24 protein-coding genes are annotated in these 24,525 nt (G+C 64.0%); 13 read left to right on the forward strand and 11 right to left on the reverse strand.

The window, feature by feature from the left end; genetic code table 11:
- Positions 1–40 precede the first annotated feature (40 nt).
- The 3 genes from rpoN to FTO74_RS13520 all read right to left on the reverse strand — a co-directional run bounded on the left by rpoN (position 41) and on the right by FTO74_RS13520 (position 5,237).
- A complete protein-coding gene (rpoN, locus tag FTO74_RS13510) occupies positions 41–1,726 on the reverse strand; it encodes an RNA polymerase factor sigma-54 (protein WP_162538613.1) in 1,686 nt (561 codons plus the stop codon).
- Between the two features lie 247 nt (positions 1,727–1,973).
- On the reverse strand, positions 1,974–2,726 hold the full coding sequence (lptB, locus tag FTO74_RS13515; protein ID WP_255462267.1) for an LPS export ABC transporter ATP-binding protein: 753 nt from the start codon (positions 2,724–2,726) through the stop codon (positions 1,974–1,976).
- Between the two features lie 42 nt (positions 2,727–2,768).
- The gene (locus FTO74_RS13520; protein ID WP_162538614.1) at positions 2,769–5,237 is read right to left on the reverse strand and encodes a hypothetical protein; all 2,469 of its coding nucleotides are present in this window, start codon (positions 5,235–5,237) and stop codon (positions 2,769–2,771) included.
- A gap of 355 nt (positions 5,238–5,592) precedes the next feature.
- Here FTO74_RS13520 and FTO74_RS13525 point away from each other — a divergent pair, with 355 nt between their 5' ends.
- Positions 5,593–6,261 carry a hypothetical protein gene (locus FTO74_RS13525; RefSeq protein ID WP_162538615.1) on the forward strand — a complete coding sequence of 223 codons (669 nt, stop codon included), beginning with the start codon at positions 5,593–5,595 and terminating at the stop codon, positions 6,259–6,261.
- A 94-nt stretch (positions 6,262–6,355) separates the two neighbouring features.
- On the opposite strand, the gene FTO74_RS13530 is transcribed toward FTO74_RS13525, so the two are convergent.
- Positions 6,356–7,405, reverse strand: a complete 1,050-nt coding sequence (locus FTO74_RS13530; protein ID WP_162538616.1) for an alkene reductase — start codon at positions 7,403–7,405, stop codon at positions 6,356–6,358.
- A gap of 71 nt (positions 7,406–7,476) precedes the next feature.
- Positions 7,477–8,139 (reverse strand): NAD-dependent epimerase/dehydratase family protein, encoded by a 663-nt coding sequence (locus tag FTO74_RS13535; RefSeq protein WP_162538617.1) that lies wholly within the window; start codon positions 8,137–8,139, stop codon positions 7,477–7,479.
- A gap of 98 nt (positions 8,140–8,237) precedes the next feature.
- Here FTO74_RS13535 and FTO74_RS13540 point away from each other — a divergent pair, with 98 nt between their 5' ends.
- Positions 8,238–8,825, forward strand: coding sequence for a hypothetical protein (locus FTO74_RS13540; protein ID WP_162538618.1), 588 nt, complete (start codon positions 8,238–8,240; stop codon positions 8,823–8,825).
- Between the two features lie 155 nt (positions 8,826–8,980).
- On the opposite strand, the gene rsmD is transcribed toward FTO74_RS13540, so the two are convergent.
- Positions 8,981–9,556 (reverse strand): 16S rRNA (guanine(966)-N(2))-methyltransferase RsmD, encoded by a 576-nt coding sequence (gene rsmD / locus FTO74_RS13545; RefSeq protein ID WP_162538619.1) that lies wholly within the window; start codon positions 9,554–9,556, stop codon positions 8,981–8,983.
- 51 nt (positions 9,557–9,607) lie between these two features.
- On the opposite strand from rsmD, the gene FTO74_RS13550 reads away from it, so the two are divergent.
- Both FTO74_RS13550 and rsmI read left to right on the forward strand, forming a co-directional pair.
- Positions 9,608–10,789, forward strand: coding sequence for a CBS domain-containing protein (locus FTO74_RS13550; RefSeq protein ID WP_162538620.1), 1,182 nt, complete (start codon positions 9,608–9,610; stop codon positions 10,787–10,789).
- Positions 10,790–10,926: 137 nt separating this feature from the next.
- Positions 10,927–11,826, forward strand: a complete 900-nt coding sequence (gene rsmI / locus FTO74_RS13555; RefSeq protein WP_162538621.1) for a 16S rRNA (cytidine(1402)-2'-O)-methyltransferase — start codon at positions 10,927–10,929, stop codon at positions 11,824–11,826.
- 107 nt (positions 11,827–11,933) lie between these two features.
- Here the strand turns inward: rsmI and FTO74_RS13560 are convergent, their stop codons facing one another.
- Complete coding sequence (locus FTO74_RS13560; RefSeq protein ID WP_162538622.1) at positions 11,934–12,356, reverse strand: hypothetical protein; 423 nt, start codon at positions 12,354–12,356, stop codon at positions 11,934–11,936.
- A 109-nt stretch (positions 12,357–12,465) separates the two neighbouring features.
- Between FTO74_RS13560 and FTO74_RS13565 the strand changes: the two genes are divergently transcribed.
- The 4 genes from FTO74_RS13565 (at position 12,466) to moeB (ending at position 15,615) form a co-directional block, all read left to right on the forward strand.
- The gene (locus tag FTO74_RS13565; protein ID WP_162538623.1) at positions 12,466–13,413 is read left to right on the forward strand and encodes a cysteine synthase family protein; all 948 of its coding nucleotides are present in this window, start codon (positions 12,466–12,468) and stop codon (positions 13,411–13,413) included.
- Entirely contained in the window at positions 13,413–13,871 is a 459-nt protein-coding gene (locus FTO74_RS13570; protein WP_162538624.1) for a M67 family metallopeptidase, read from the forward strand. The genes FTO74_RS13565 and FTO74_RS13570 overlap by 1 nt, the downstream gene beginning before the upstream one ends.
- A gap of 189 nt (positions 13,872–14,060) precedes the next feature.
- Entirely contained in the window at positions 14,061–14,336 is a 276-nt protein-coding gene (locus FTO74_RS13575) for a MoaD/ThiS family protein (protein ID WP_162538625.1), read from the forward strand.
- A 43-nt stretch (positions 14,337–14,379) separates the two neighbouring features.
- Positions 14,380–15,615, forward strand: coding sequence for a molybdopterin-synthase adenylyltransferase MoeB (gene moeB, locus FTO74_RS13580; RefSeq protein ID WP_162538626.1), 1,236 nt, complete (start codon positions 14,380–14,382; stop codon positions 15,613–15,615).
- A 150-nt stretch (positions 15,616–15,765) separates the two neighbouring features.
- Here the strand turns inward: moeB and FTO74_RS13585 are convergent, their stop codons facing one another.
- From FTO74_RS13585 to FTO74_RS13600, 4 genes are all read right to left on the reverse strand, one after another.
- Positions 15,766–17,466 (reverse strand): amidohydrolase, encoded by a 1,701-nt coding sequence (locus FTO74_RS13585; RefSeq protein WP_162538627.1) that lies wholly within the window; start codon positions 17,464–17,466, stop codon positions 15,766–15,768.
- Positions 17,467–17,517: 51 nt separating this feature from the next.
- Positions 17,518–18,093, reverse strand: coding sequence for an elongation factor P (locus tag FTO74_RS13590; protein ID WP_162538628.1), 576 nt, complete (start codon positions 18,091–18,093; stop codon positions 17,518–17,520).
- Between the two features lie 25 nt (positions 18,094–18,118).
- Positions 18,119–19,387: a homoserine dehydrogenase gene (locus FTO74_RS13595; RefSeq protein ID WP_162538629.1), complete on the reverse strand. Its 1,269-nt coding sequence runs from the start codon at positions 19,385–19,387 to the stop codon at positions 18,119–18,121.
- Positions 19,388–19,466: 79 nt separating this feature from the next.
- Positions 19,467–19,940, reverse strand: coding sequence for a nucleoside deaminase (locus FTO74_RS13600; RefSeq protein ID WP_345933176.1), 474 nt, complete (start codon positions 19,938–19,940; stop codon positions 19,467–19,469).
- A 134-nt stretch (positions 19,941–20,074) separates the two neighbouring features.
- On the opposite strand from FTO74_RS13600, the gene FTO74_RS13605 reads away from it, so the two are divergent.
- The 5 genes from FTO74_RS13605 (at position 20,075) to pucL (ending at position 24,525) form a co-directional block, all read left to right on the forward strand.
- The gene (locus FTO74_RS13605) at positions 20,075–21,169 is read left to right on the forward strand and encodes a hypothetical protein (protein ID WP_162538631.1); all 1,095 of its coding nucleotides are present in this window, start codon (positions 20,075–20,077) and stop codon (positions 21,167–21,169) included.
- Positions 21,170–21,274: 105 nt separating this feature from the next.
- Positions 21,275–22,633 carry an allantoinase AllB gene (allB, locus tag FTO74_RS13610; RefSeq protein WP_162538632.1) on the forward strand — a complete coding sequence of 453 codons (1,359 nt, stop codon included), beginning with the start codon at positions 21,275–21,277 and terminating at the stop codon, positions 22,631–22,633.
- Positions 22,634–22,819: 186 nt separating this feature from the next.
- Complete coding sequence (uraD, locus tag FTO74_RS13615; protein ID WP_255462268.1) at positions 22,820–23,332, forward strand: 2-oxo-4-hydroxy-4-carboxy-5-ureidoimidazoline decarboxylase; 513 nt, start codon at positions 22,820–22,822, stop codon at positions 23,330–23,332.
- Positions 23,333–23,335: 3 nt separating this feature from the next.
- The gene (uraH, locus tag FTO74_RS13620) at positions 23,336–23,674 is read left to right on the forward strand and encodes a hydroxyisourate hydrolase (protein WP_162538633.1); all 339 of its coding nucleotides are present in this window, start codon (positions 23,336–23,338) and stop codon (positions 23,672–23,674) included.
- Positions 23,675–23,682: 8 nt separating this feature from the next.
- Positions 23,683–24,525: a factor-independent urate hydroxylase gene (gene pucL / locus FTO74_RS13625; protein WP_162538634.1), complete on the forward strand. Its 843-nt coding sequence runs from the start codon at positions 23,683–23,685 to the stop codon at positions 24,523–24,525.

Raw genomic sequence — 24,525 nt, forward strand, 5'->3', positions numbered from 1 at the left:
CACCTGTTCCTGATCCGTGGAAATCTTTCCAGACAGCAATTTATCGAACGCGACGCTGGTGAGTGCTTGGAATCTGCTGGTCTTCCCTGTACTTCGCCACCGTCCGCCGAGTCACATTGATCCCCTCGGACTTGAGTTGCGCGGCCAACTGGTCGTCGGTCAGCGGCTTGCGCGGGTCTTCCTCTTCGATCAGCTTCTTCACCTTTCGCTTCAGCAGCACCAACGGCAGGTCGCCGCCCTCAGGGCCGTTCACGCCCTCCGAGAAGAAGAACCGCAGCTCATACACCCCCTGCGACGTGTGCACATACTTGTTCGCCACCGCGCGGCTCACCGTCGAAGGGTGCACTCCGATCTCCTCGGCCACTTCCTTAATCATCATCGGCTTCAGCGACTGCTCCCCATGCTCCAGGAACTCCTGCTGCCGCCTGACGATCACCTCGCAGGTCCGCACAATCGTGTTCTTCCGCTGCTCGATGTTTCTGAGAAGCTGGATCGCCGACTTGTACCGCTCCTTCACATACTCGCGGACGTCCTTGTCCGTCTGTTTCTGCCGCAGCATCTTCCGATAGCCCTGGTTCAGTCGCAGCGTGGGCATGTCCTCCTCGTTCATCAGCACGACGTACTGGTCGTCGCGCTTCACGAACGCCACATCCGGCTCGATCAGCCGCGTATCGTTCTGCGCGTACCGCTGCCCCGGCCTGGGGTCCAGCGTGCGGATGTACTCCACCGCGGCCTGCACCTCCTCGGCCGTGCGCCCGCAGCTCTTGGTCAGCTCACGCATGTCCTTCTTCAGCAGCAGCGGCAGGCAGTTCGTCACAATATGCGCCGCCGTCTCGAAGACGTCGAAGCGGCTCTGCGGCGGAGCCACCTCATCCGTAAGCTCCTCCAGACCCTCTTCCGCCTCTGCCGACGCCAGCTCCCTGCGCCGCGCCGCCACCGTCTCGGCCTCGCGCCGCTGCGCCGCAATCTGCACCAGCAGGCACTCGCGCAGGTCGCGCGCGCCGACCCCCAGGGGATCAAGCTGGTTCACCAGCTCCCGCGCGCGGACGATAATGACCAGCTCCGCATCCAGAGACTTCGGCTTAGGAGCAGCGGCTGCCACCGAGTCGAGCACCTCTTCCTCCTCAGCCAGTTCCGGCTTAGCCCGCGCCCCACGCTCAAACGGAATCGGGTCCAGCCGGATCGGACCATGCACCTCGGCCGCCAGGGCCTCGGCCAGCTCCTCGTCGCTCGCCGTCAGGTAGCCGTTCCCGTCCAGGTTGCCGATCACCAGCTCCACCGCCGCACGCAGCACCGGCGACAGCGTCTGCGCCCCGATCTGCCACAGCAGATGGTCGCTCAGCGTGCTGGGCTGGGCCAGAAAGTGTTCAAACGAGGGCTTGTCATACTCCTCGAAGTTCGAGGTCGTCTTGAAGCCGGGGTCCAGAAACTCCTGAAAGTAGCTGCCGAAGTCGATCTCGTCGAAGGGGTCCTTCTCCACCCGTTCGGTCTCCGCCGCCACCTCGGCGACGGAGCGGTCGCGGTCACCCTCGCGCCCATCCATCTCCTCCATGGTGGGTCCGAACTCCTCCAGCTCCTCGAGCACGGGGTTCTCCACCATCTCGGAGTTGATCATCTCCTTCAGGTCCAGCTTGTTCAGCGCCAGCACACTGACCATCTGCACAAGGCCGGGCGTCAGCACCTGGCGTTGCGAGACCTTCAGATTCAGTCTGGGTTGCATGAACAATGTCTCTACCTCTCCTCGTCCACCAGCATTGCAGATCTAGAAAATTCCTTCGACAATCTGAGATCGACGTCACCCGATCGCCGTCAGAGGAATGTCTCCGTTGGTTTGCTCCGCCACAGTCTACACTTGCCGGACATTGCTGATAGGGGCCGCACATGGCCGTTTCCCACATTGGAATCAAGAGTGGGAAGCCGCCGCTCTGTGAAAATAGATGCATAAATATTGCACATCCAGGGTCGAATGCAACCTAATCCATGGAAAATTTTTCCCCGAGATAGATCCTTTTTACCTCCGGATCACGTCCCAGCATACCCGGCGTGCCCGTTCGGAAGATCTTCCCCTCGTTGATGATGTAGGCCCGGTCGGTCACCGAGAGCGTCTCGCGCACGTTATGGTCGGTAATCAGAACCCCAATTCCGCTCGCCTTCAGGGCAAAGATAATTTCCTGCAAATCCAGCACGGCGATGGGGTCGATTCCCGAAAAGGGCTCGTCCAACAGGATAAACGAGGGGTCGATGCAAAGACATCGCGCGATCTCCACCCGGCGGCGTTCGCCTCCGCTCAGAGCGTAGCCGCGGGTCTTGCGCACGTGGCCCAGGTTTAACTGCTCGATCAGCCGCTCGGTCCGGGTCTTGCGCCGCTCCCAGGGCAGCTGCTGCGCCTCCAGCACCGCCAGAATGTTCTCCTCGACCGTCAGCTTGCGGAAGATCGAGGGCTCCTGCGGCAGGTAGCTGATCTTGTGCTTGCGCGCCCGCAGGTACATGGGCAGGCGGCTGATGTCCACGTCGTCCACCATCACCCGGCCCGCGTCCGGCCGCACCAGCCCCACGATCATGTAGAAGCTGGTGGTCTTACCCGCGCCGTTCGGCCCCAACAGCCCCACCACCTCGCCCTGCGCGATCTGGAGCGAGACCCCCCGCACCACCGCGCGTCCGGCGTAGGACTTGCCGATATCCTCGGTCGACAGTACCCTGCCCGCTGTTCCTGACTCCCCGCTCACTGCCCTGACCCCGTCTTCACCGCGTAAACCTCTTCCATCACTTTACTTTTTAACCCGCGTCTCGGTCTTCACCCGCTGCGCTCCGCCCTGCCCGTCGCCGCCCGAGATCAGGACGCTGTCGTCCCCACTGCGAAACCGCAACGAGGTGCCGACGATCGTACCCGGCGATTCGTTGTCCCGCCCCTCGCTCACGATCCGGGGCGGCGCGGCTTTGGTTCCCGTCATCAAAAAGGTCTTGTCCTCCGCCGTATAGACCAACTGCTGCCCCTCAGCCAGCCGCCCCGGCTGCTCGACGCGCACCGCACCGGTAGCGACCACGCGCTCGACCTGACCTCCGAGAAAAGCATCGGCTGGAGGCTTATTTGACGCTGCGGAGCCTCTGTTCGTTGCAGAAGGAGCCTGAGAAGGAGACAGATAAACCGTCGCGTGGTCCGAAACCATCACCCCGTCGGCGTCCTCCACCCGCACCCGGCCCTTCAGCTCCACCTGCCGCAGTTGGTCGGAGTAGACCAGCTCCCGGCTGGCCACATGCACCACCTGGTTCCCTCTAGCTTGAGTCTTATCCCCGGCGGGCTTGGCGGAAGACCCCAGCAGTACCCCATGCACTACCGCTGCATCGCCTGCACCTTCGCCGTAAGCCTTCAGCCGCTTGTCGGCCTGCACGAACTCCAGCACCGGGGCCTCCACCTGAGACCCGCCCTGCCACAGCCGCGCCGGACGCGCCGCACCATAAAAGTAAGCCGTCCCCAGCCCATGCTTGAAGCTGGCATGATCGGCCAGCACATGAGTCGGCTCGTTCTTCTGCGCGCCGCTGGTGCTGGTTTGCAGATAAGTCGTCCGCACCCCGCCCTCGGCGGTCGCATCGCCGCTCACGCGCTCCATCGTCACCGTCTCGGCATACACCGCGCCGGACGGGTCTTCCACCTGCGCCCGCCCGCGCAGCGTCACCCGATCCGAATCTCCGTCGTAGGTCTCCTCATCGCCCGCCGCCCGCTGCACTTCAGCCGCCGCACCCGCCTTGGCCGGAAGCCGACGCACCACCTTCACTCCACCCCGCTGCACCGCCCGCTGCACTTCAACCGGCTGAGCACCGCCGGTCTGGAGTCCCGTCTTAGCTTTTGCGGACTTACCCGCAGCCACCGGGCGGAACAACATCTCCAGCGTATCGCCTGAGCTGATCTCATCCGTCCCATCTCGAGCCACCTGATGCAGCGCCGTATGCCCCGCCCCATGCACAGTCGAGATGCGCGACTCCCCGTTCACCGCGTCGAAGTGCGCCGTCAAGGTATCGCCTGCCATGTCAGTAGTCGCACTGCCCTTGCCGACAGCCTGAGCCACCTCCCGCACCTTCGCCGCACCGGTAGCCACCGCATCCCGCAGCACACTGCGCGTCCCCTGCGGCTCCAGTTCCAGCACCAGATGCTGCGCGCTCATCGTCCGCGTCGCCGCCGACCCGCGCTCCTCACCCGTCACCCCGCCGGTCAGGTCCACATGCCGCGCACGACCCTCGCCGTCGAAGCCGACCCGCGCATCCGCCGCGCTACCCTGCGCGTCCCGCCCGTCGGACGTATCCGCGTACCGCACCCCGCCGTACAAGTGGCTCGACTCCAGCTTGCCCTTCGCGTTCAGCACCACGTCCATCCGGTCCGACATTACTGCGCCGCGATCCTGCCCGGTCACACGCACGTGGCCCTGCGTCTCCATCGCCTGCGGAGTGCCGTCCTTGGCCGTATGCACCACCGCGTGGTCGGCCTCCAGCCCCTGCCCCGGCGAGACATACTTCGCCCCCGTAAACACCGCCGTATTGGCCTTCTGATCCATCTCCGCGTGCGACGCCGTCAGCACCCCAGACCGATCCTTCATCAGGCCGCTCACGTGTACGGCCGAGTCCAGCACGATCACCCCGGTCTGGGAGTTGTACTGCGCGCCAAGCGCATGGCCCGTCATACCACCCGAGGTAAAGTCGATCTGCTCGGGCGTCGTCGCGAAGCCCTCCTTCTGGTGGAAGACCAGCCCGCGCGTCCGCACATGCACCACGCGAGCGTCTTTGTCATCCTTGCCGTCGGCAGCCTCGCCCGTCTCGTGTACCCCGCCGTCGGGCTTGCCGTGGAAGGCCGCCGCCGGAGCCTGCAGGTCGATTCTGACCTCACCGCTGGCCGTCGCCACGCCCAGCTTCTGGTCGTACTCGAACTCGTCTCCGTATATATGGTCGGCGCGGTTGCCCTCGCGTCCGTAGAGGACGATCCCTACGTCCCGCAGCGTCACCTTGCTGTCGTTGTGCTGGATGGCCTTGGCCGCGTGGATGGTGAAGACGGTCTTGCCCTTGAGCGACTGCGAGTAGGTGAAGTTGTCCGTGGTCTGCTTGATGTCGATGCCCAACCGCCCCGGCAGCCCTTTGACGAAGCGTGCCGCAACGAAGTGCGCGTAGCCGATGAATCCAAGCACAATTGCTACCAGCAGGCCAGCGCCCACCAGCAACCCCACCCGAACTTTCCCAATCGACAAACCCATCTGGAAGCCTGATCTATCTTCTCATCCTCAAGCCACGCGCAGCGTCGAGAACCGCACGAAGTGCCGCCCGCCCGGCGCAAGGGCGTTGTTGCTTGTTCTTTTGTTGTCATTCAGGAGCGAAGCGGAGGAATCTGCTTCTGTCTTTGTTGTTGCCTTTGGGGTAGGTCCGGGCTTTAGCCCGGACATTAAAACCCGCCACCAATGTGGGCTTTAGCCCCCGAAGTATGCTTTCTGCAAAAACTGCAAAGACGTCCTGCCGGACGGGCCTCCTGCGCGGAGGGCGGGCGTTCGCACGCCTTTTTACTGCTTCGCGTGCTGGTCGGAAACAAACTCCTATAGCTGTAAACTAAAACCTATGGCCGATCAGCTTTACCTGAGCCTCTGGTTCCCCAACTTCCGCTTCGAAGCCCTGCCCGCCGCTCTCATCGCAGTCCTGCGCCAGTTCTCGCTCATCAGCAAGAGCAAGCGCGTCTCCGCCGCGGCGGCCTACCCCATCAGCTTCCACGAAGCCCCCACCTACCAGCGCCTCTACGTCCTCGACGACCGCTCCCAAGCCTCCGAGAGCGAAGAGTCCATCATCGAAAACGCCGTGGCTGAGGCCACCGAGCTACTCCACGAAGACACCGCCTATGAGTTCGAGATGAAGTGGAGCCTCTGGGCCCCCGAAGGCGTCACCGCCGAAGAGACCGGCGGCCTCGACCCCATCTGGCGGCAGACCCCCACCACCGTAAAGTTCCTCGGCTTCGGCCCCGACTTCGACGACTCCACCTTCGAGCAGAACGGCCACATCCGCATCGACTTCGGCCTCGACACCCCGTGGCTCTTCGACGACGAGGCCGAGATCGAACCCGGCAACGAGTATGCGGCCCTCACCGCCAAGCACATCAAGCAGAACATCGAGATGCTGCTGGCCTTCACGCTCTCGGTCGAGAAGCACTGCGGCATCTCCAGCCGCCTGCTCTGGACCGAATCCGGCGAGCCACTAGCCGAGAAGCTCGTAGCCCGCCTTCAGCGGTTGAATTAAGACAACAACAAGTGCGCCCTAACGCCGGGGCACTTCGTGCTGTACTCGAAAGACCGGCACTTCGTGCGGTTCTCGACGCTTTGCGTAAAGGCAACTACAGCGCCGGATAATCCGTATACCCCTCCGGCCCATGCGCATAAAACGTCTCCGGATTCGGCGTATTCAACGGCGCACCCTCGGCAAACCGCCGCACCAGATCCGGATTGGCGATCCACATCTTCCCAAACGCCACCGCATCCGCCTCCCCGGCCTCGATCACCTGCTCCGCCTGCGCCTGGTCGAACTTCTCATTCGCGATATACACCCCGCCGAACGCCTGCTTCAGGCTAGGCCCCAGCCAATCGTTGTCGAGGAACTCCCGCGCACACAGAAACGCCAGCCCGCGCTTGCCCAGCTCCGTGGCGACGTACGTAAACGTCTCCCGCGGGTTCGCGTCCGAGATCCCATGCGCGTCCGAGCGCGGAGCCAGGTGCATCCCCACCCGATCGGCCCCAAACACCGAAGCCGCCGCATCCGCCACCTCCAGCATCAGCCGCGCACGGTTCTCCACCGAACCGCCGTACTCATCCGTCCGCACATTGGTGCCCGACTGCAAAAACTGGTCCAGCAGATAGCCGTTGGCCCCATGAATCTCCACTCCATCAAACCCCGCCGCCTGCGCATTCGCCGCTCCCTTGCGGAACTCCTCGATGACGCCCTTGACCTCGTCCAACTCCAGCGCACGCGGCGTCACAAACTCCTTCAGCGGCCTGACCAGCGAGACGTGCCCGCTCGGCTTAATCGCACTCGCCGAGACCGGCTGCCGCCCGTCGAGAAACATCGGATCGGACATACGCCCCACATGCCATATCTGCGCGAGTATCCTGCCTCCCGCCTCGTGTACGGCTGCGGTCACCGGCTTCCACCGCTCTACCTGTTCCTGCGACCAGATGCCCGGCACCTGCGCATATCCCACACCCATCGGCGAGACCGGCGTTCCCTCGGAGATAATCAGCCCGGCCGAGGCTCGCTGCCGATAGTACTCGGCCATGATCGGCGTCGGCAGATGATCGACGGTTCCACGCACCCGCGTCAGCGGTGCCATGACGACACGATTCGGCAGAGTCCATGCGCCGACTTTCAGCGGCTCCAGTAGCTTCGACAAGCAAACACCTCAAGGGAAGATATCCCAACCAATCTTCCCATACGATGTTTGTCGCAACACAAAGTTGCGGCCTAGCTTCCGGCCAGCGCCTGCATATCCTTGATCTCCAGCACCTGCTTCGGATACCCCTTCAGCACGCTCTCGATCATGGCCAGCCCCACTTGCTGCATAGTCAGCACCTGGCTCGGCAGCAGCACGCGCAGCACCGGGTACAGACGGCTGATCGCCCGATAAAACGGCGGAACATTGCGCTGCCCGTCGGTCGGCTTCATAAAGCCGGGACGGAAGTTATAGACCCGCCGAAAGCCCAACCGCATCATCGCGTTCTCGGCTCGTCCCTTGACCCTCGCCCACATCACCCGGCCCTTCTCGGAGCTGTCGGCGTGGCCGCCCGACATGTGGCAGAAGATCATCTGCGGGTTCAGCCGCAGCAGCGTCTCGGCGAAGTGCAGGGGCACATCGTAGGTCACATGGCTGTACGCAGCCTCAGTCATGCCCCGCGAGCTAATGCCCGCGCAGTAGAAGCAGGCATCGTAGCCGCTCAACTGGTTGGCGACCGCATCCAGCTCCATAAAATCAGGAACGAGACACTCGGTCAGCTTGGGATGCTGCCTCCCGCAGGACTTTCGGCTCACGCTCAACACCTGCATCACCGCCGGATGCTCCAGGCACTCCAGAAGCACGCCCTCACCCACCAACCCGGTGGCTCCGGTAAGAATCAGCTTGAATCTCATCCGTCATCGACCATGCCGGGATTCTACTATACCGACCGAACGCTCGTTCTAGCCGGACACTCGCACCCGCTAACCGTTATCCTGATTGCAGAGCCACCATGCCCCTACTCGCCCCCGACACCTTCCCGCAGAACTGGTCCGCCGAGATCCTGCGCACGTCTCCCCTGATCGCGCCCGCGCGCCAGTTCACCTACCCCATGCAGATCGCGGGCGAAGAGGACTCGCTGGCCCGTGGCGCGTTGCAGTTGCTCGTACGCCCCGCTGCGGGAGGCTCTTACCTGGTCACCTGTGCCCTTGGCTTCACCGATCCTTCGATGCCCACGGGCCTTTACGCCTGCCCCAACCCCGGCCAGCTCTGCGCCGTCGCCGGAGGCTACGCCTACCTGGCCGACACCACCGCCCCGTCCGCCTGCACCCTGCTACCGCTCAAGCCCGTCACCGCCGTCCACCCGCTCCCCAGCCACAACCTGCTGCTCTTCATGGGCTTCCACCAGTTGCTCGCATGGGGAGCAGACGGCATGGCATGGCAATCCAGCCGCCTGAGTTGGGAAGGCATTACCCTCAGCCACATCGAAGGAGACCAGCTTCACGGCTTCGGCTGGAACATGCTCACTGATAAGGAGGTTCCGTTCACGCTCGACCTGCGCACCGGCACCCATACCGGCGGCGGCTACCAGATCCGCTAAGGGCACTTGCCATTGCCAGTTCTTTTGGTTGTCATTCAGGAGCGAAGCGGAGGAATCTGCTTTTGCTGTTGCCTTTGGGACAAGAGGCAACAGCAAAAGCGCCCTCATGCCGGGCGGGCACCACTTCGTGGGGTACTAGACGCTTCGCGTGTTTTTTACTCGGCCGCAACCGCGTAAAAACTCACCGAAGCCTCTCCCTGCCGATACTCCCGCGTCCTCACCAACCCGCCATACCGCTCGGCCAGCTTGAACTTCCCCTTCGAGGCGTGTTCGGCCAACACCACCGCGCCCTCGGCCAGCATCCCCCGCCCGGCGTCACTGCCCAGAAATCGCAGCGTCCCCTCGTACTCCGCCTCGGCCTCATACGGCGGGTCCAGAAACACAATATCGATCTGCCCCTTCAGCTTCGCCACCTTCTGCAACAGAGCCCCGGTCCCCCGGTCGTCCACCGAGTAACCCTGCGCGATCTTCAACGCAGCCAGGTTCCCTCGCAGCGACTTCAACGCAGGCTCGGCCTTCTCGGCGAACCACACAAACGCCGCGCCCCGGCTGATGGCCTCGATCCCCACCGCTCCGGTCCCCGCATACAGGTCCACAAACTTACAGCCCTCCAGCCGTGGAGCCAGAATATTGAACAGCGTCTCCCGCAGCCGATCGCTCGTCGGCCTGGTCGAAATCCCCGGCGGCGAGGCCAGCAGCCGCGACCGGTACGTCCCTGCAATCACCCTCATCCTCCCATCCTAACCGCCCCGCCCTCATCGCCCGCAGCATACAATCAAGTCATGCGCGGATGGTCCTTCCCGATCGGCAGAGTTCTCGGCGTGGATCTCCGCATCCACACCTTCTTCGTATTGCTCTGCGCGTTTTCCATCAGCTACGCCACCTTCGTCGGCGTGGGCACCCACCGTGGCGTGGCCCTGTGGCTGCTGCTGCTGCTCGCCGTGGCCGTGCGCGAGATCGCCCGCGCCGTCGCAGCCACCTGGTTCTCGCTGGAGCTGCGCGGCATCCTGCTGCTGCCCACTGGCGGCCTGCTCACCTTCTCGCCCGAAGCCAGCGTCCGCGCCCAGAGCCCCGCCATCCAGCGCCGCATGGCCATGGTCGGCCCCATCGCCAACTTCTCCTTCGGCCTCATCATGGCGGCCGTCATCCTGACCTTCGCCCCCTCGACCGACCTGCTCTCGCTGCGCTGGGTCTCCCCCGCGCACCTGCTCCGCGCCCTGGTCTGGGTCAACATTTTGCTCGGAGCCATCAACCTGCTGCCCGCCTGGCCGCTCGACGGCGCGCGCGTCTTCCGTAGCGAGCTGCTGCCCGCCGGTGCAGGAGCCACCTCCCGCAGCTCGCGCCTGCTGGCCATCCTCGGCCCCGCCATCGCGCTCATCCTCATCGCGGGCGGCATGATCGTCGTCAATATGTGGATGATTATCATGGGCATCACCATCCTGCTCGGCGCCCAGATGGAGTCGCTGCCCCTCCTCCAGCCCGTCACCGCCACCGACGATCCCAGCCAGCCGTCCGTTCCCACCGGGGCCGAGGCTGTCACCATGCGCGACGTCATGCTGACCGACTTCACCACCCTCTCGGCCTCGGCCACGCTGGAGGACGCCATGCTGCACGCCGGGCACACCCTGCAGGACGTCTATCCCGTCGTCCGCGGCAACAATCTGGTCGGAGCGGTCTCGCGCCAGAACATCCTTGAGGCGCTGGAGTCGAACGGCAACAGCTACGTGCAGGGCGTGATGACGCGCAGCTTCCAGACGGCCTCGCCGAACGACTCGCTGGTGGCCACGCTGCGGCGCATCATGGGCACGCTGGCGGGCCAGGGTGCGCAGTTAGTGCCAATCGTCGAGGGCGAGCGCATCGTCGGCATCATCACTCCGCAGAACCTGCAACGGTCGATGACCACCCTCAACCAGACCCGCCGCCTGAAGCAAGCCACCCTCGCATCAAAACAGAACGACCGCTGAATCTAAGCGCCCCAAGAGACCACCTCCGCCGTTGCCTATTCTTTCGCCGTTGCCTGTTCTTTTGGTTGTCATTCAGGAGCGAAGCGGAGGAATCTGCTTCTGCTTTTGCCGTTGCCTCTAACAACCCCAACTACCCCATGACTGACACACTCAAGCCTGAAACCCTCAAAACCTCCGACAAGCCCATCCCCCCCGGCCTCTACCTGGTCGCCACCCCCATCGGCAACCTCGAGGACATCACCCTCCGCGCCCTCCGCGTCCTGCGTCTGGCAGACCGCATCGCCTGCGAGGACACCCGCCAGACCCAGAAGCTCCTGAACCACTTCGGCATCCACACTCCCACCGTCAGCTACCACCTCTTCAACGAGGGCGAGCGCGCCGCCGAGCTGGTCACCGAGCTGAAGGCCGGAGCCCGCATCGCCATCGTCTCCGACGCCGGAACCCCCGGCATCGCCGACCCCGGCTCCCAGCTCGCCGCCCAGGCCATCGCCGCCGGAGTCCCGGTCTACCCCATTCCCGGAGCCAACGCCGCCATCAGCGCCCTGATCGCCAGCGGCCTGCCGTCCGAGAGCTTCACCTTCCACGGCTTCCTGCCGTCCAAACCCGGCCAGCGCCGTTCGGCCCTCGAAGCCCTGCCCAAAGGCCCCACCACCCACATCCTCTACGAGTCGCCCCACCGCCTGCTCGAGACCCTCGCCGACCTCGAGCTGACCTTCGGCCCCGCCCAGCACCTCGTCGTGGCCCGCGAGCTGACCAAGCTGCACGAAGAGTTCCTGCGCGGCCCGGTCGCGGAGATAGCCCAGACCTTCGCCGCGCGAGGCGTCGTCAAAGGCGAGATCGTTCTGCTGCTCACCCTGGCCGAGTCACAGGTCACCTCCCGCCGCACCATCCTTCAGGATGTAACCGCCCTGATGGCCTCGGATTCCCTCTCCGAGATGGACGCCCTGAAGCGCGTAGCCCGCGAACGCGGCATCGGCAAGAGCGAGGCCTACCGCGAGTACCAGCGCGAACAGTCAAGAAAAACCAAACGCGGATAAAGAAGGATCAAGAAAGATAAAAGCACTCAGGCATCAACACCCGAGCATTCAAATCCGCCTTGATCCGTCCTTATCCGCGCTAGACTCTTCGCCCGAACCGGCAATCGTTACCCGGCGTCCGGACGCCCCTTCACCCGGTCGTACATATAGCGGTCGCTGGTCGTTCCCAGAGCCTCGTTGTAGAGGTTCATCTCCCCAGCCGCCAGGTTCAGCTCCTGCGAGAACTCATGGATCGCCCGCAGCGCGTCGGCAGTCGCCGGAACGCTCACCTTCGGGGTCACCAGGAACTTCTGGTAGCCCTTGTCCACCAGGCGGCTGATCTCGCCGCCCAGCACCCAGCCCGGCCGCGCCAGCATCTGCACCGACCCGTCCGAACCCGCGCCGATCTCCGCCGCACACCCGTACTTCCGCACCTGGAACGCCCCGCCGCCCCGCTTTGCACCCTCGGAGGCCGGCGCGACATCAAACTTCTGGCTGCCGAGAATGGAAAGGACGTCGTTGAAGCTGCGCTGCTCTGTTTTCTTAGCCATGAGTTACATGTTCCTTATTCTTGGTTCCCGGTTTGCCTGTCAGAACCAGTAATTTACACTCGACATAAATAACTGTCGCACATCGGCAGCGCAACTCCCAATAGAAACCATGCCTACTCAAACCGAGACCGCAACGAAAACACTCGGGACCAGCCTTCTGGACCGTATTGGCAACACCCCCCTCGTCCGCCTGGACGAGCTGACAGGCGACCTTCCCGGCATTCAGATCCTCGGCAAGGCCGAGTGGGCCAACCCCGGCGGTTCCGTCAAGGACCGCGCCGCGTCGGCCATCGTGCTGGACGCCCAGAGCAAAGGGCTTCTCTCGCCCACCAAGGGTCTGCTCGACGCCACCAGCGGCAACACCGGCATCGCCTACGCCATGCTGGGCGCGGCCATGGGCTTCCCGGTCACGCTCTGTATGCCGTCGAACGTCTCGCCCGAGCGCAAGCAGTACCTCGCCGCCTACGGAGCCACCATCGTCTGGACCGACCCCGCCGACGGCTCCGACGGAGCCATCCGCAAGGCCCGCGAGCTGACCGCCGCCGAGCCCGACCGCTACTTCTACGCCGACCAGTACTCCAACGACAACAACTGGCTGAGCCACTACCGGACGACAGCCAACGAAATCTGGCGGCAGACAGAGGGCCAGGTCACCCACTTCGTCGCGGGCCTCGGCACCTCCGGCACCTTCATGGGCACCACCCGCCGCCTGCGCGAGTTGAACCCCAACATCCGCTGCATCTCCATGCAGCCCGACTCGCCCTTCAACGGCCTCGAGGGCCTGAAGCACATGGCCACGGCCATCGTCCCCAAGATCTACGACCCCACCCTCGCCGACGAGAACATCGACCTCGAGACCGAGCGCGCCTACGCGATGTGCCTGCGTCTGGCCCGCAAATCCGGCCTGCTGGTCGGCGTCTCGGCGGGCGGAGCGGTCGCCGCATCGCTCCAGATCGCCCAGCGCGAGCACGCCGCCGGACGCGAAGCCGTCATCGTCACCATCCTCTGCGACTCCGCAGAAAAGTACATGTCCGAGCGCTTCTGGAAGGAGTCCTAATGCTCAAAATTTCCTACACTGAATACGAGACCCTGCGCGCCCACGGCGTCGAGACCTACCCCTACGAGTGCTGCGGTGTCCTGCTCGGCCACTCCACCGAGGCGGGCAACGAGGTCGTCGAGACCGTCCGCGCGGGCAACACCCGCACCGACTCGGCCCACAACCGCTACCACATCGCGCCCGAGGAGCTGGTCAAGATCCAGCGCCACGCCCGCAAACTGGGCCTCGACATCGTCGGCTTCTACCACTCGCACCCCGACCACCCCGCCATGTGGTCCTCCACCGACTTCGCCGAGGCCCACTGGCTCGGCTGCTCCTACCTCATCACCCGCGTGGCCGGAGACAAGACCGCAGGCGTCTCCGAGGACACCAACTCCTTCCTCCTCACCGGCACCAGCGAGGAAGACAAACGCTTCGAACCCGAGCCCATCGAGATTTTGATCAACGAAACGGTTTAGAATCAAATCAGCATGACATTGCACTATCCAACTCGCTGTCGTTGTTGTTGCCTCGGCTCCTGCCCTGGCCGCCGCAGCTGTTGTTGTTGTCGTTGCCTCTAGCCCCGGCTTAGAACCCCGCCCACTCGCGGCGCGCCCGGCAAAGTCCCTCTTCACTCTCATCCACATTTCCAAGCTTTCAGGAGCCTCATGACCATCCACATCCCCACCCCTCTTCGCGCCTACACCGACCGCCAGGAGGCCGTTACCGTCACCGGCACCACCGTAGCCGCCGCACTCGAAGCCCTCGTCACCCAGTTCCCCGACCTGCGCAACAACCTCTACAGCGCCGACGGCAAGCTGCGCTCGTTCGTCAACATCTACCTGAACGACGACGACATCCGCTACCTCCCCGCCAAGGAAGAGACCGCCGTCGCCGAGTCCGACGAGCTGACCATCATCCCCTCCATCGCCGGCGGCCGCTGAATCCGCAGCCCAGAACCCCGCATCTGTAAATAAGAGGCACATTATGTCCACCGCAACGCTCGATCCGCAAGCCGTCACCGCCGAGCTTCCCAAGCTCACCAACGAGGAGATCGCCCGCTACTCCCGCCACCTCATCCTGCCCGAGGTCGGCTACGAGGGCCAGCAGAAGCTGAAGGCCGCGAAGGTCCTCTGCGTCGGCACCGGCGGCCTGGGCGCGCCGCTCGCGCTCTACCTCGCCGCAGCCGGAGTGGGCACGCTCGGCCTAGTCGACTTCGACACGGTCGACGCCTCGAACCTCCAGCGTCAGGTTATCCATTCGACCGCGACCGTCGGCAAGCTGAAGGTCGACTCCGCCGAGATCATGCTCAAGGGGTTGAACCCGAACCTGAACGTGGTCAAGTACAACACCATGCTCACCAGCGCCAACGCGCTCGAGATCTTCAAGGACTTCGACGTCATCGCCGACGGCACCGACAACTTCCAGACCCGGTACCTCGTCAACGACGCCTGCGTCCTGACCGGCAAGCCCAACGCCTACGGCTCGATCTTCCGCTTCGAGGGCCAGGCCAGCGTATTCGGGGCCAAGGACGGCCCGTGCTACCGCTGCCTCTACCCCGATCCGCCGCCGCCGGGCCTCGTGCCCTCGTGCGCGGAGGGCGGCGTCCTCGGCATCCTGCCCGGCCTCGTCGGCATCATCCAGGCTACTGAGGTCATCAAGCTCATTCTCGGCATCGGCGAGCCGCTGGTCGGCCGTCTTCTGCTGGTTGACGCGCTGGGCATGAACTTCCGCACGCTCAAGCTGCGCAAGAACCCCGAGTGCCCGGTCTGCGGCCCCAACCCGACCGTCACCGAGCTGATCGACTACGACCAGTTCTGCGGCATCGCGCCTCCGGCCTCGACCACCGGTCCGCTTGAGGTCGCGCAGAACAAAGACGTCTCCGGCTCCATCGTCGATGGCATCCCGCAGATCACCGTCAATGACCTGAAGCGCAGGCGCGACGCCAACGAGAACTTCTTCCTGCTCGACGTCCGCGAGCCGCACGAGGTTCCCATCGCGAATCTCGGCGCGCCGTTGATCCCGGTCGGCGATCTTGAGAAGCGCATCTCTGAGATTCCCGTGGCTAAGGACGCGGAGATCGTCGTCCACTGCCGTTCGGGAGCCCGCAGCCAGAAGGCCGCGGTGATCCTGAAGAACGCCGGGTTCACCCACGTGGAGAACCTTGCGGGCGGCATCCTCGATTGGGCCGATAAGATCGACCCGACGATGGCGAAGTACTAAAAATCGCAGCAACAAAAAGAGCGGCACCTCACAATCGAGGTGCCACTTTCTATTCTCTAAAAACAAAAAACACGCGAAGCGTCCAAAACCGCACGAAGTGCCGCCCGCCCGGCGCGAGGGCGCTGTTGCCGTTGCTCCTGGAGCCTTCTCTTACGCCTGATAGACCGTAGCCCCACCCACCACGGTCTTCACAATCTGAATATCCTTGATCTTCCCCGGCTCCACGGTATGAGGATCATTCGCCAGCACCACAAAATCCGCCAGCTTCCCTGGAGTGATCGAGCCTTTAATCCCCTCCTCGAGCGAGTTATAAGCCCCATTGAGCGTATTCACCCGCAGCGCCTCATCCACGCTGATCCGCTGGTTCGCGCCCCACGTCTCCCCATTCCATCCGGTGCGCGTCACCATCGCCTGCACCGCCATCAACGGCGAGAACGGCCCCGGGCTAAAATCCGAACCACCCGAGGCCACAATCCCGGCATCAAGCAGCGACCGCATGGCAGTCATGTTCTTCATCAGCTCTTCGCCGTAAAAATGAAACTTATCGGAGTTGTAATACGGGTAGGTGCTGAACTCGGCAGGCACCACGTTCAGAGCTTTCATTCGCCGCACCAGATCAGCGTTGACCAGGCTGCAATGAGAAATTTTAGGCCGCACATCGGGCCGTGGATACAACTTCAAAGCCCGCTCGTAAGCCGTTAGCGTGCGGTCGATCGCGACGTCTCCATTGGCGTGGCAGTTCAGCCGGATACCGGCGCGATGCACCCGCTCAGCCCAAGCGTTCAGGTCCTCCTGGCTCTGGATGAGGTTGCCATAGTACGGTGGCGAGATGCCCACGAAGGGACGGCTCATCGCCATCGTGCGCTCGGAGAGCGAGCCATCGACGAGGTGTTCCGAGGTAGCGCCCAAGCGAATCCACTCATCGCCAAAGCCACTCTCGATGCCCGCGTCGATCATCTGGTCGGTCAGTTTATCGCCAGGCTCATAGTTGACGCGGTGCAGCAGTCCACCACGCACGCGCTGCTCCTGCATGGCCATCAGCACGCCCACCTCGTCGTGATGCACGCTGGTCAGCCCGTACTCGACGAACTTCTTCGACATAAAAGCCACGCCGTCGAGGACGCGCTTCTCCTTGACAGCCGGAGTAAAGCTCTCAAAGCTGCCGACCTTATCGAGCACCACCCTGGCCCGGTCGGTGACGCGCCCGTTTAGCTCGCCCTGCTCGTTCTTGTCGAAGGTACCTCCGGGCGGATTGGGCGTATCCTTCGTGATACCCGCCATCTGGAAGGCCTTGCTGTTGTAAAAGTTGGTGTGCCCGCCGCGATGCCGCACCACCACCGGGTGTTCCGTCGAAACTTTGTCGAGATCCTGCGCGTTCAGCGGGCGGCTATCCTTCAGCTTGGTATCGTCGAAGAAGAAGCCCTCTACCCACGTCCCCGTGGGCAGAGTCCGCGCACGAGCCTGCAACTTGTCGATGACGCTCTGGATCGTCACGAACTCCACATCGTACGGGTTGCCGACGAGCGCGTGGTACATCAGCCCCTCGCCACCGCCGTGGTTGTGCGTGTCGATGAACCCCGGCACCACCGTCATCCCGTGGGCATCGTAGCTCTGGGTCTTCCTGCCGATGAGCCCTTTGATCTCCGCATTGCTGCCTACCGCGACGAACCGGCCCCCCTTGACGGCGAACGCCTCCGCCTTCGGCAGCCGGTCATCGACCGTATAGACCTTCGCATTGAAGACCACGAGGTCCGGCTCCTGCGCCTTGAAGCCGGCTTCCTGCGCACGAGCACGCAAAGCAATACCGGCCACACTGGCCCCACCCAGGTTGAGAAAATCCCTGCGATCCATCGTCGTCCCCCGAGTACTTCGTACCGTTCTCGACGCTTCGCGTGAAAAACCTTATGCCCGGCCGGTAAACTCCCGCGTCTCAGTCGAGACCCTGACCCTCTCGCCTTCCTTGATGAACAACGGCACCCGAATCTCCAGCCCCGTCTCCAACCGCGCCATCTTGGTCCCGCTGCCGCTCGACGAGTCGCCCTTGCCGCCCGTCTCCGCGTACTCCACGTTCAACTCCACAAAGACCGGCAGCACCACGCCAATCGGCCCGCCGTTGTACATGTACAGTTGCAGCAGTGCGCCCTCGATCAACAGGTCCAGCGCATCACCGACCGTCTCCGCGTTCAGCGTCAGCGTCTCAAAGTTATCTTGATTGAGAAAGTGCGAACCATCGCCATCGCTATACAGGTACGAGACAGGCACATACTCCAGGTCCGGCTCCTTGAACTTGTCGCCCGCCTTGAAGCTCTTCTCAAAGACCGCGCCGTTCAGCAGGTTGCGCATCTTCAGCCGCACCAGCGTCTGCCCTCCGCGCGCCGTCGGAGTGCTGATATCCGAGTCCAGGCACGCATACGGCACATCGTCCATCTCAAACGTCATCTTCCGCTTGATATTGATTGCATCCAGCAACACCGCCATTAAGCCGTCTCCTCATTCATCGCCATTAGGCGGTCTCTTCGTCTTTATCATCTACCACGAGTATCTGTAAGCACAGCGGCCGCTCCAACATGCAGTCCAGCTTCGCAATCGACTCCACCGCCCGCTCGATCACCGAGGTCAAGCTCGGCTCGGTCGTCACCACAAACGCCAGCCGGTGCTTGGGATATCCTGGCCGTTGCAGCAGCGAGTCGATGTTCGCCCCTACCTCCGCCAGCGCGCCCGCAATCGCCGAGACGATCCCCGGCTTGTCGTCCACGATGAACCGCAGATAGTGCGGCGCCACCAGGTCGCCGTTCACCTTCTTCGGCGTCACCGGCAGCTTCACGTTGGTGCAGCCCTGCGAGACCGCCAACAGATCGCTGATTACGGCCACCGCCGTCGCATCTCCGCCCGCGCCGTGGCCCGAGAAGACCACATCGCCGTTGAACCGGCCCTTCACGACCACCATATTCTGAGTCCCATGCGACCACGCCAGCGGCGAGATCCTCGGCACCAGCATCGGCCCCACTCGCGCATGAACGCCGTTGCCGTCCACCTCCACCCGCGATACCTGGCGGATAGTGCAGTTCAGCTCCTTCGCATAAGCAAAGTCCACCGCATCGACAGAGGCAATCGTCTGGGTCGAGACCTCATCCGGGTTCAGCTCCGCGTGCATCCCGATCCGCGCCAGAATGCACAGCTTCGCCCGCGCGTCATAGCCGTCCACATCGGCACTCGGATCGACCTCGGCATACCCCAGCGCCTGCGCGTCGGCCAGCACACCCGCGTAGCCGTCGCCCGCCTCCATCCGGCTCAGGATGTAGTTGCACGTCCCGTTCAGGATGCCGCTGATCCGCGTCACCTCGTCGCCGCCCAGCCCCTGCAGCATCCCCGGAATGACGGGCACGCCGCCCGCCACCGCAGCCCCATGCAATAGCTGCACCCCACGCTCCGCAGCCAGTGCCAGCAGCTCCGTGCCGCGATAGGCGATCAACTGCTTATTGGCCGTCACGACAGATTTTCCCGAAGCGAGCGCCCGCGTAATCCAATCACCCGCAGGCTCCAGCCCTCCGATCAGCTCGACCACAATCTCGGCATCGGAGTTCAACACATCCTCGATGTCCTCGGTCCAGACCACGCCCGTGGGCACAAACCGCGCCTCGAGCGAGGCCTTCTTGCGCGCGATCCGGCGGTTATACACATGCGTCAGCTCCAACCCCGGTAGCTGCAACGCCTGCAAAACCTTCGCCACCGAGCTACCAACCGTCCCAAACCCAACCAAAGCAACCTTCATCGTTATTCCTGTCTTGAAGTTCCTGAACCTGAAATTGTCGAAAGGGATACGGCCCTAACCACCCAAAGCCGCCAAGCCTTCAATACTCGATCTTTCCCGCCTGCTCCCGCCAGCGGTCGAAGCTCACCCGAGCCTCATCGCGCAGCAGGCACGCACACGGCAGCACCCGATCCTTCGGCTCCAGCCGCACCTGCTCATAAAAGTACGAGTCATCGAACCCGCCCTCGGCCGCGTCGCCGGCCGTGCTGCCGTAGAAGAGCGCGTCGCACCGCGCCCACAGGATCGCCGCCAGGCACATCGGGCAGGGCTCGCAGCTCGAGTAGATCGTGCATCCGCTCAGCTCGAACGTCCCCAGCGCCGCGCAGGCATTGCGGATCGCTGTCACCTCCGCATGAGCCGTGGGGTCGTTGGTCGCGGTCACCCGGTTCACCCCGGTCGCGATCACTTTGCCGTCGCGCACGATCACCGCGCCAAACGGCCCGCCCGCACCCGACGTCACATTCGTCGTGGCCAGGTCAATCGCCTGCCTCATGTATTCCTTATGAGCGTCCACCCCACCATGTTACCGGATTCCGTGCCCCGGCAGGCATCCCCCGCGAAGCAACGACCGCCCGGCAAATATCAGGCATCGGATAAAAGAGAGGTAAACTTTTGCCAGGTTGGGGAAGGACAAGCTGGGAGGACAGGATGACTCAGCGCCGCGCATCTCTCTCGCAACTTCGCCGGTTGTTGCTCGGCGCAGCGATTCTGGCAGCCTGTGCTGTCTTGAGCCGCGCACAGACTGCACAAGACGAACCACCCCCGCTGGCCACCTTGCACGTCTATGAGGGTCTCGTTCAGGTGCCCACTCTGGTGCTGAGCGACAACCGCCTTCCGCTAAAACCGATTCCCCAGGATCGCTTCTCCATGAGCCTGGACTCCGGACCGAAGTTCCAGCCGACGCACGTTCGGCTGGAGGGAGACGACCCCATCGCGCTGGCGATCGTGCTGGACGTAACCGGCGCCGAAGACCACCTGCTGCCGACGATGGATGCGGCCATCGCCCAACTGGCTCCGCGGTGGCTTCACCCGCAAGACAGCATCACGATCTATACGCTGGGCTGCACGCTCAAGCGAACCTTTCTCAACGCACCCGCCGACGCCGACACGATGAAGCGCGGAGTCGACCATGTGCTCCAAATCGCGCGGCTCGAGCAAAAAGAAAAGGGGGCCGAATGTGAGCACACGCCGCGTACGTGGAGCGCGCTGGGATACGTGATACGCGAGCTGCACGGGACACCGGGACGCCGCGTAATTCTGGCAGTGACCGATGGCCACGACAAGGGGAGCGACCGTCCATGGAGAGAGCTGAAGAGTCTCGCGCAGCAGGAAGGAGTTGCCATCTTTGGGATGACCGAGCGGGTCATAATAAGGGAACCTTACGGGGGAGTGCGGGTAACGGCGGGCGGCAGAACATCGGAAGACCCGTTTCTGAACGTGTGCGAGTTGAGCGGCGGGATGATCCTGTCGACGACCGGCGCCCAGCTTCCCTTCGACCTGAAGCAGTTTGTCGATCTGCTGCGCGGGCGCTATATCGTGGAGTTTCCGCTGGCCCAGCATACCGCACCGGGCGAACACGGAATCATGGTGTGGGTCGCGCACACCGATGCGTTCATCCGGCCTGCGGGAGTCTCCGTTAGGATGCCAGACCCGAAGCTTCTTGCCGATCCTTTAAGCCTGCCGAATGACCCTCAAAAGGAGCCGCCAATGGGAACGCGCCGGGTGCTGAAGCCTTCGCAGTAACCGCAATAACCTTTCAGCAGCGATACTAGGTGCAACGACCACTCAAACCGCATGAGCCAGCAAATCTAAGACCTCCGGTCCGCCGTTCCCCAAGAAAACCTACCTATGCCCGAAGCCTTCCTCTCCGACCGCATCGTCACCCCACAAGGCACCCGCCCCGGCGCGCTGCTGATCGAAGGCGAGCGCATCCGCGCCATCTGCAACACCGCCGAGATCCCCCCCGACGCCACCATTCATGACCACAAGACCCGAGCCATCCTCCCCGGTCTGGTCGACACCCACGTCCACATCAACGAGCCCGGCCGCACCGAGTGGGAGGGCTTCCGCACGGCCACCCGCGCCGCCGCCGCAGGCGGCTACACGCTGCTCGTGGACATGCCCCTCAACTGCCTGCCCGAGACCACCACCGTCCCCCACCTCGAGGCCAAACGCGCCGCCGCTACCGGTCAGTGCCTCATCGACTGGGCCGCCTGGGGCGGAGCCGTCGCCGACAACCAGCTCGATCTCGAGCCGCTCGCCCAGGCCGGAGTTCCCGGCTTCAAGTGCTTCCTCATCTACCCCGGCTGCGACGGCTTCACCATGATCGACCGCCGCCAGCTCGAAGCCGCGCTCCCCCACATCGCCCGCACTGGCCTGCCGCTTCTCGTCCACGCCGAGCTGGCCGGGCCAATCGAAGCCGTCGCCCCCACGCTCATCGACCGCGACTGGACCCAATACTCCACCTACCTCGCCAGCCGCCCCGCCGCCGCCGAGCTGGAGGCCATCGACCTCCTCCTCCGCCTCTGCCGCCAGTACGGCTTCCGCCTGCACATCGTCCACCTCTCGACGGCCCTCGCGCTCCCCCTGCTCGCCGCCGCCAAAACCGAGGGCCTGCCCGTCACGGTCGAGACCTGCCCCCACTACCTCCACTTCGCCGCCGAAACCATCCCCGACGGAGCCACCCTGCACAAGTGCGCCCCGCCAATCCGCAGCGCGACCAACCGCGAGCAGCTCTGGCAGGGCCTCGCCGACGGCACCATCGACCTGATCGCCACCGACCACTCCCCCTGTCCGCCTGAGATGAAGCGTCTCGATACAGGCCGCTGGGACATGGCCTGGGGCGGCATCGCCAGCCTCTCGGTGGCCCTGCCGATCATCCATACCGAAGCCCGCAGACGCGGCTTCACACTCGACCACATCGCCCGCTGGCTCTCTGCCGCACCGGCCCGGCTGGCGGGTTTTGAAACCGAAGTAGGCTCCCTGCTCCCCGGCCGCGAGGCCAGCTTCACCCTCTTCGACCCCGACACCACCCACACCATCACACCCGAAGACCTGCACTTCCGCCACCCCGTCTCCCCCTACGTCGGCGAGACCGTCACCGGCAAGGTCCACGCCACCTACCTACGCGGCCAGCCTGTCTTCACAAACAACAGCTTCTCCTCCAGCATCAATGGACGGGAGAAGAAAGCACACCTCGGGGGCTAAAGCCCGCATTTGTGACAGGTCTTGAATGTCCGGGCTAAAGCCCGGACCTACCTCAGATACAACAGCAATGACAAAAGCGCCCTAACGCCGGGCGGGCGGTACTTCGTACGGTTTTGGACGCTTCGCGTTTTCTTTCCCCAACCCGTCACTGCACCTCTGCAAGACCTGCGATATCCTCACAACACCGTGCAAACAGAATCCAACCCGAGCGTTCTCGCCCGCTGGAACTCCCTCCCCCCAGCCGAAGCCGCCGAGTCCATCCTGCCCTGCTGCGGCTCGCACGCCTGGGCCGAAGCCCTCACCACCCACCGCCCCATCCCCGACCCCGTCCAACTCCTCCACCTCTCCGACCAGATCTGGCAATCCCTCCCACCCGAGGCCTGGCAGCAGGCCTTCGACAGCCACCCTCGCCTCGGCGAGCGCCACGCCAAAGCCGCCACCGCAACATCACTCACCTGGTCCAGCCAAGAGCAGTCCAAAGCCGAACCCACCGAAGCCCTCCGAGCCGCCAACGCCCGCTACGAGGCCCGCTACGGCCGCATCTTCCTCCTCTGCGCCAACGGCCGCACCGCCCCCGAGATCCTCTCCGCCCTCGAGTCCCGCATCCACAACGATCCCGAGACCGAGTGGCGCGAGTCCGGCGAACAGCAGCGCCAGATCACCCAGCTCCGCCTCAAACGCTGGCTAGGAGGCACCTAAAACATGGGCATCTCGACCCACATCCTCGACACCGCCACCGGCCGCCCCGCCGCCGGAGTCGCCCTCTCGCTCGCCCGCCGCGATAACGCCGTCTGGACCCCGCTCGCCCACGTCCACACCGACGTCGACGGCCGCGCCCGCCACCTGCTGCCCGACGACCCCGCCCCCACCCCGGCCATCTTCCGCCTGCGCTTCGAGACCGCCCCTTACTTCGCCGCACAAAACCTGCGCGGCCTCTATCCCTACATCGACATCGTCTTCGAGCTGGCCGACCCTGCCCAGCACTACCACATCCCCCTGCTCCTGACCCCCAACGGCTACACCACCTACCGAGGAAGCTGAGGAAGCCCATGATCGAGCTGATCGACAATCGCTACGGCAAACACCGCGTCCGCCTGATGAAGGTCACCCGCCACCCCGAAGGCAACCGCGTCTTCGAGTGGACCGTCGAGGTCCTCCTCCGCGGCGACTTCGAGACAGCCCACACGCTCGGCGACAACTCGAAGATCCTCGCCACCGACACTATGAAGAACACGGTCTACTCCGTCGCCCGCAGCTCCCAGGCCACGACGATGGAGGAGTACGCCCGCGAGCTGATCGACTTCCTGCTGAGCCGCAACCCACAGGTCTCCTCCGCGCACGTCCGCATCCAGGGCCACCCCTGGCAGCGCCTCGAGTTCGAAGGCCAGCCCCACCCGGATTCTTTTATGCGCGGCTCCAATGAGGTCCAGACCACCAGCGTCGAGCGCCACCGCGACCAGCTCTTCGTCATCCACTCCGGCCTCTCCGGCCTGAACCTCCTCAAGACCGCCAACTCGGCCTTCTCCGGCTTCCTCCGCGACTCCCTGACCACCCTGCCCGAGACCGAAGACCGCGTCTTCGGCACCATCGTCGAGGCCGACTGGCACTACACCGACACCACTGACTACGACCTGACCCGCGAGACCATCCGCACCCTCCTGCTCCGCACCTTCGCCGACCACAAGAGCAAGTCGGTCCAGCAGACCCTCTACGCCATGGCCGAAGACGCCCTCAACGCCGTCCCCGCCATCGACGAGATCCACATCACCATGCCCAACAAGCACTGCCTGCTGGTCGATCTCTCCCGCTTCGGCCAGGACAACCCCAACGAGATCTTCGTCCCCACCGACGAGCCTCACGGCTACATCGAAGCCCGCCTGCGCCGCTCTTAA

Source organism: Granulicella sp. WH15, assembly GCF_009914315.1.
Taxonomy (GTDB): Bacteria; Acidobacteriota; Terriglobia; order Terriglobales; family Acidobacteriaceae; genus Edaphobacter.

What these genes read in the sequence shown, in the direction of transcription:
- allB (WP_162538632.1), top strand. Translation starts at nt 21,275, where the DNA reads ATGCCCGAAGCCTTCCTCTCCGACCGCATCGTCACCCCACAAGGCACC.
- FTO74_RS13525 (WP_162538615.1), top strand. Translation starts at nt 5,593, where the DNA reads ATGGCCGATCAGCTTTACCTGAGCCTCTGGTTCCCCAACTTCCGCTTC.
- FTO74_RS13535 (WP_162538617.1), bottom strand. Translation starts at nt 8,139, where the DNA reads ATGAGATTCAAGCTGATTCTTACCGGAGCCACCGGGTTGGTGGGTGAG.
- rsmD (WP_162538619.1), bottom strand. Translation starts at nt 9,556, where the DNA reads ATGAGGGTGATTGCAGGGACGTACCGGTCGCGGCTGCTGGCCTCGCCG.
- FTO74_RS13605 (WP_162538631.1), top strand. Translation starts at nt 20,075, where the DNA reads ATGACTCAGCGCCGCGCATCTCTCTCGCAACTTCGCCGGTTGTTGCTC.
- FTO74_RS13540 (WP_162538618.1), top strand. Translation starts at nt 8,238, where the DNA reads ATGCCCCTACTCGCCCCCGACACCTTCCCGCAGAACTGGTCCGCCGAG.
- FTO74_RS13565 (WP_162538623.1), top strand. Translation starts at nt 12,466, where the DNA reads ATGCCTACTCAAACCGAGACCGCAACGAAAACACTCGGGACCAGCCTT.
- FTO74_RS13595 (WP_162538629.1), bottom strand. Translation starts at nt 19,387, where the DNA reads ATGAAGGTTGCTTTGGTTGGGTTTGGGACGGTTGGTAGCTCGGTGGCG.
- rsmI (WP_162538621.1), top strand. Translation starts at nt 10,927, where the DNA reads ATGACTGACACACTCAAGCCTGAAACCCTCAAAACCTCCGACAAGCCC.
- moeB (WP_162538626.1), top strand. Translation starts at nt 14,380, where the DNA reads ATGTCCACCGCAACGCTCGATCCGCAAGCCGTCACCGCCGAGCTTCCC.
- FTO74_RS13550 (WP_162538620.1), top strand. Translation starts at nt 9,608, where the DNA reads ATGCGCGGATGGTCCTTCCCGATCGGCAGAGTTCTCGGCGTGGATCTC.
- pucL (WP_162538634.1), top strand. Translation starts at nt 23,683, where the DNA reads ATGATCGAGCTGATCGACAATCGCTACGGCAAACACCGCGTCCGCCTG.
- FTO74_RS13590 (WP_162538628.1), bottom strand. Translation starts at nt 18,093, where the DNA reads ATGGCGGTGTTGCTGGATGCAATCAATATCAAGCGGAAGATGACGTTT.
- uraH (WP_162538633.1), top strand. Translation starts at nt 23,336, where the DNA reads ATGGGCATCTCGACCCACATCCTCGACACCGCCACCGGCCGCCCCGCC.
- FTO74_RS13570 (WP_162538624.1), top strand. Translation starts at nt 13,413, where the DNA reads ATGCTCAAAATTTCCTACACTGAATACGAGACCCTGCGCGCCCACGGC.
- FTO74_RS13575 (WP_162538625.1), top strand. Translation starts at nt 14,061, where the DNA reads ATGACCATCCACATCCCCACCCCTCTTCGCGCCTACACCGACCGCCAG.
- FTO74_RS13520 (WP_162538614.1), bottom strand. Translation starts at nt 5,237, where the DNA reads ATGGGTTTGTCGATTGGGAAAGTTCGGGTGGGGTTGCTGGTGGGCGCT.
- FTO74_RS13585 (WP_162538627.1), bottom strand. Translation starts at nt 17,466, where the DNA reads ATGGATCGCAGGGATTTTCTCAACCTGGGTGGGGCCAGTGTGGCCGGT.
- FTO74_RS13560 (WP_162538622.1), bottom strand. Translation starts at nt 12,356, where the DNA reads ATGGCTAAGAAAACAGAGCAGCGCAGCTTCAACGACGTCCTTTCCATT.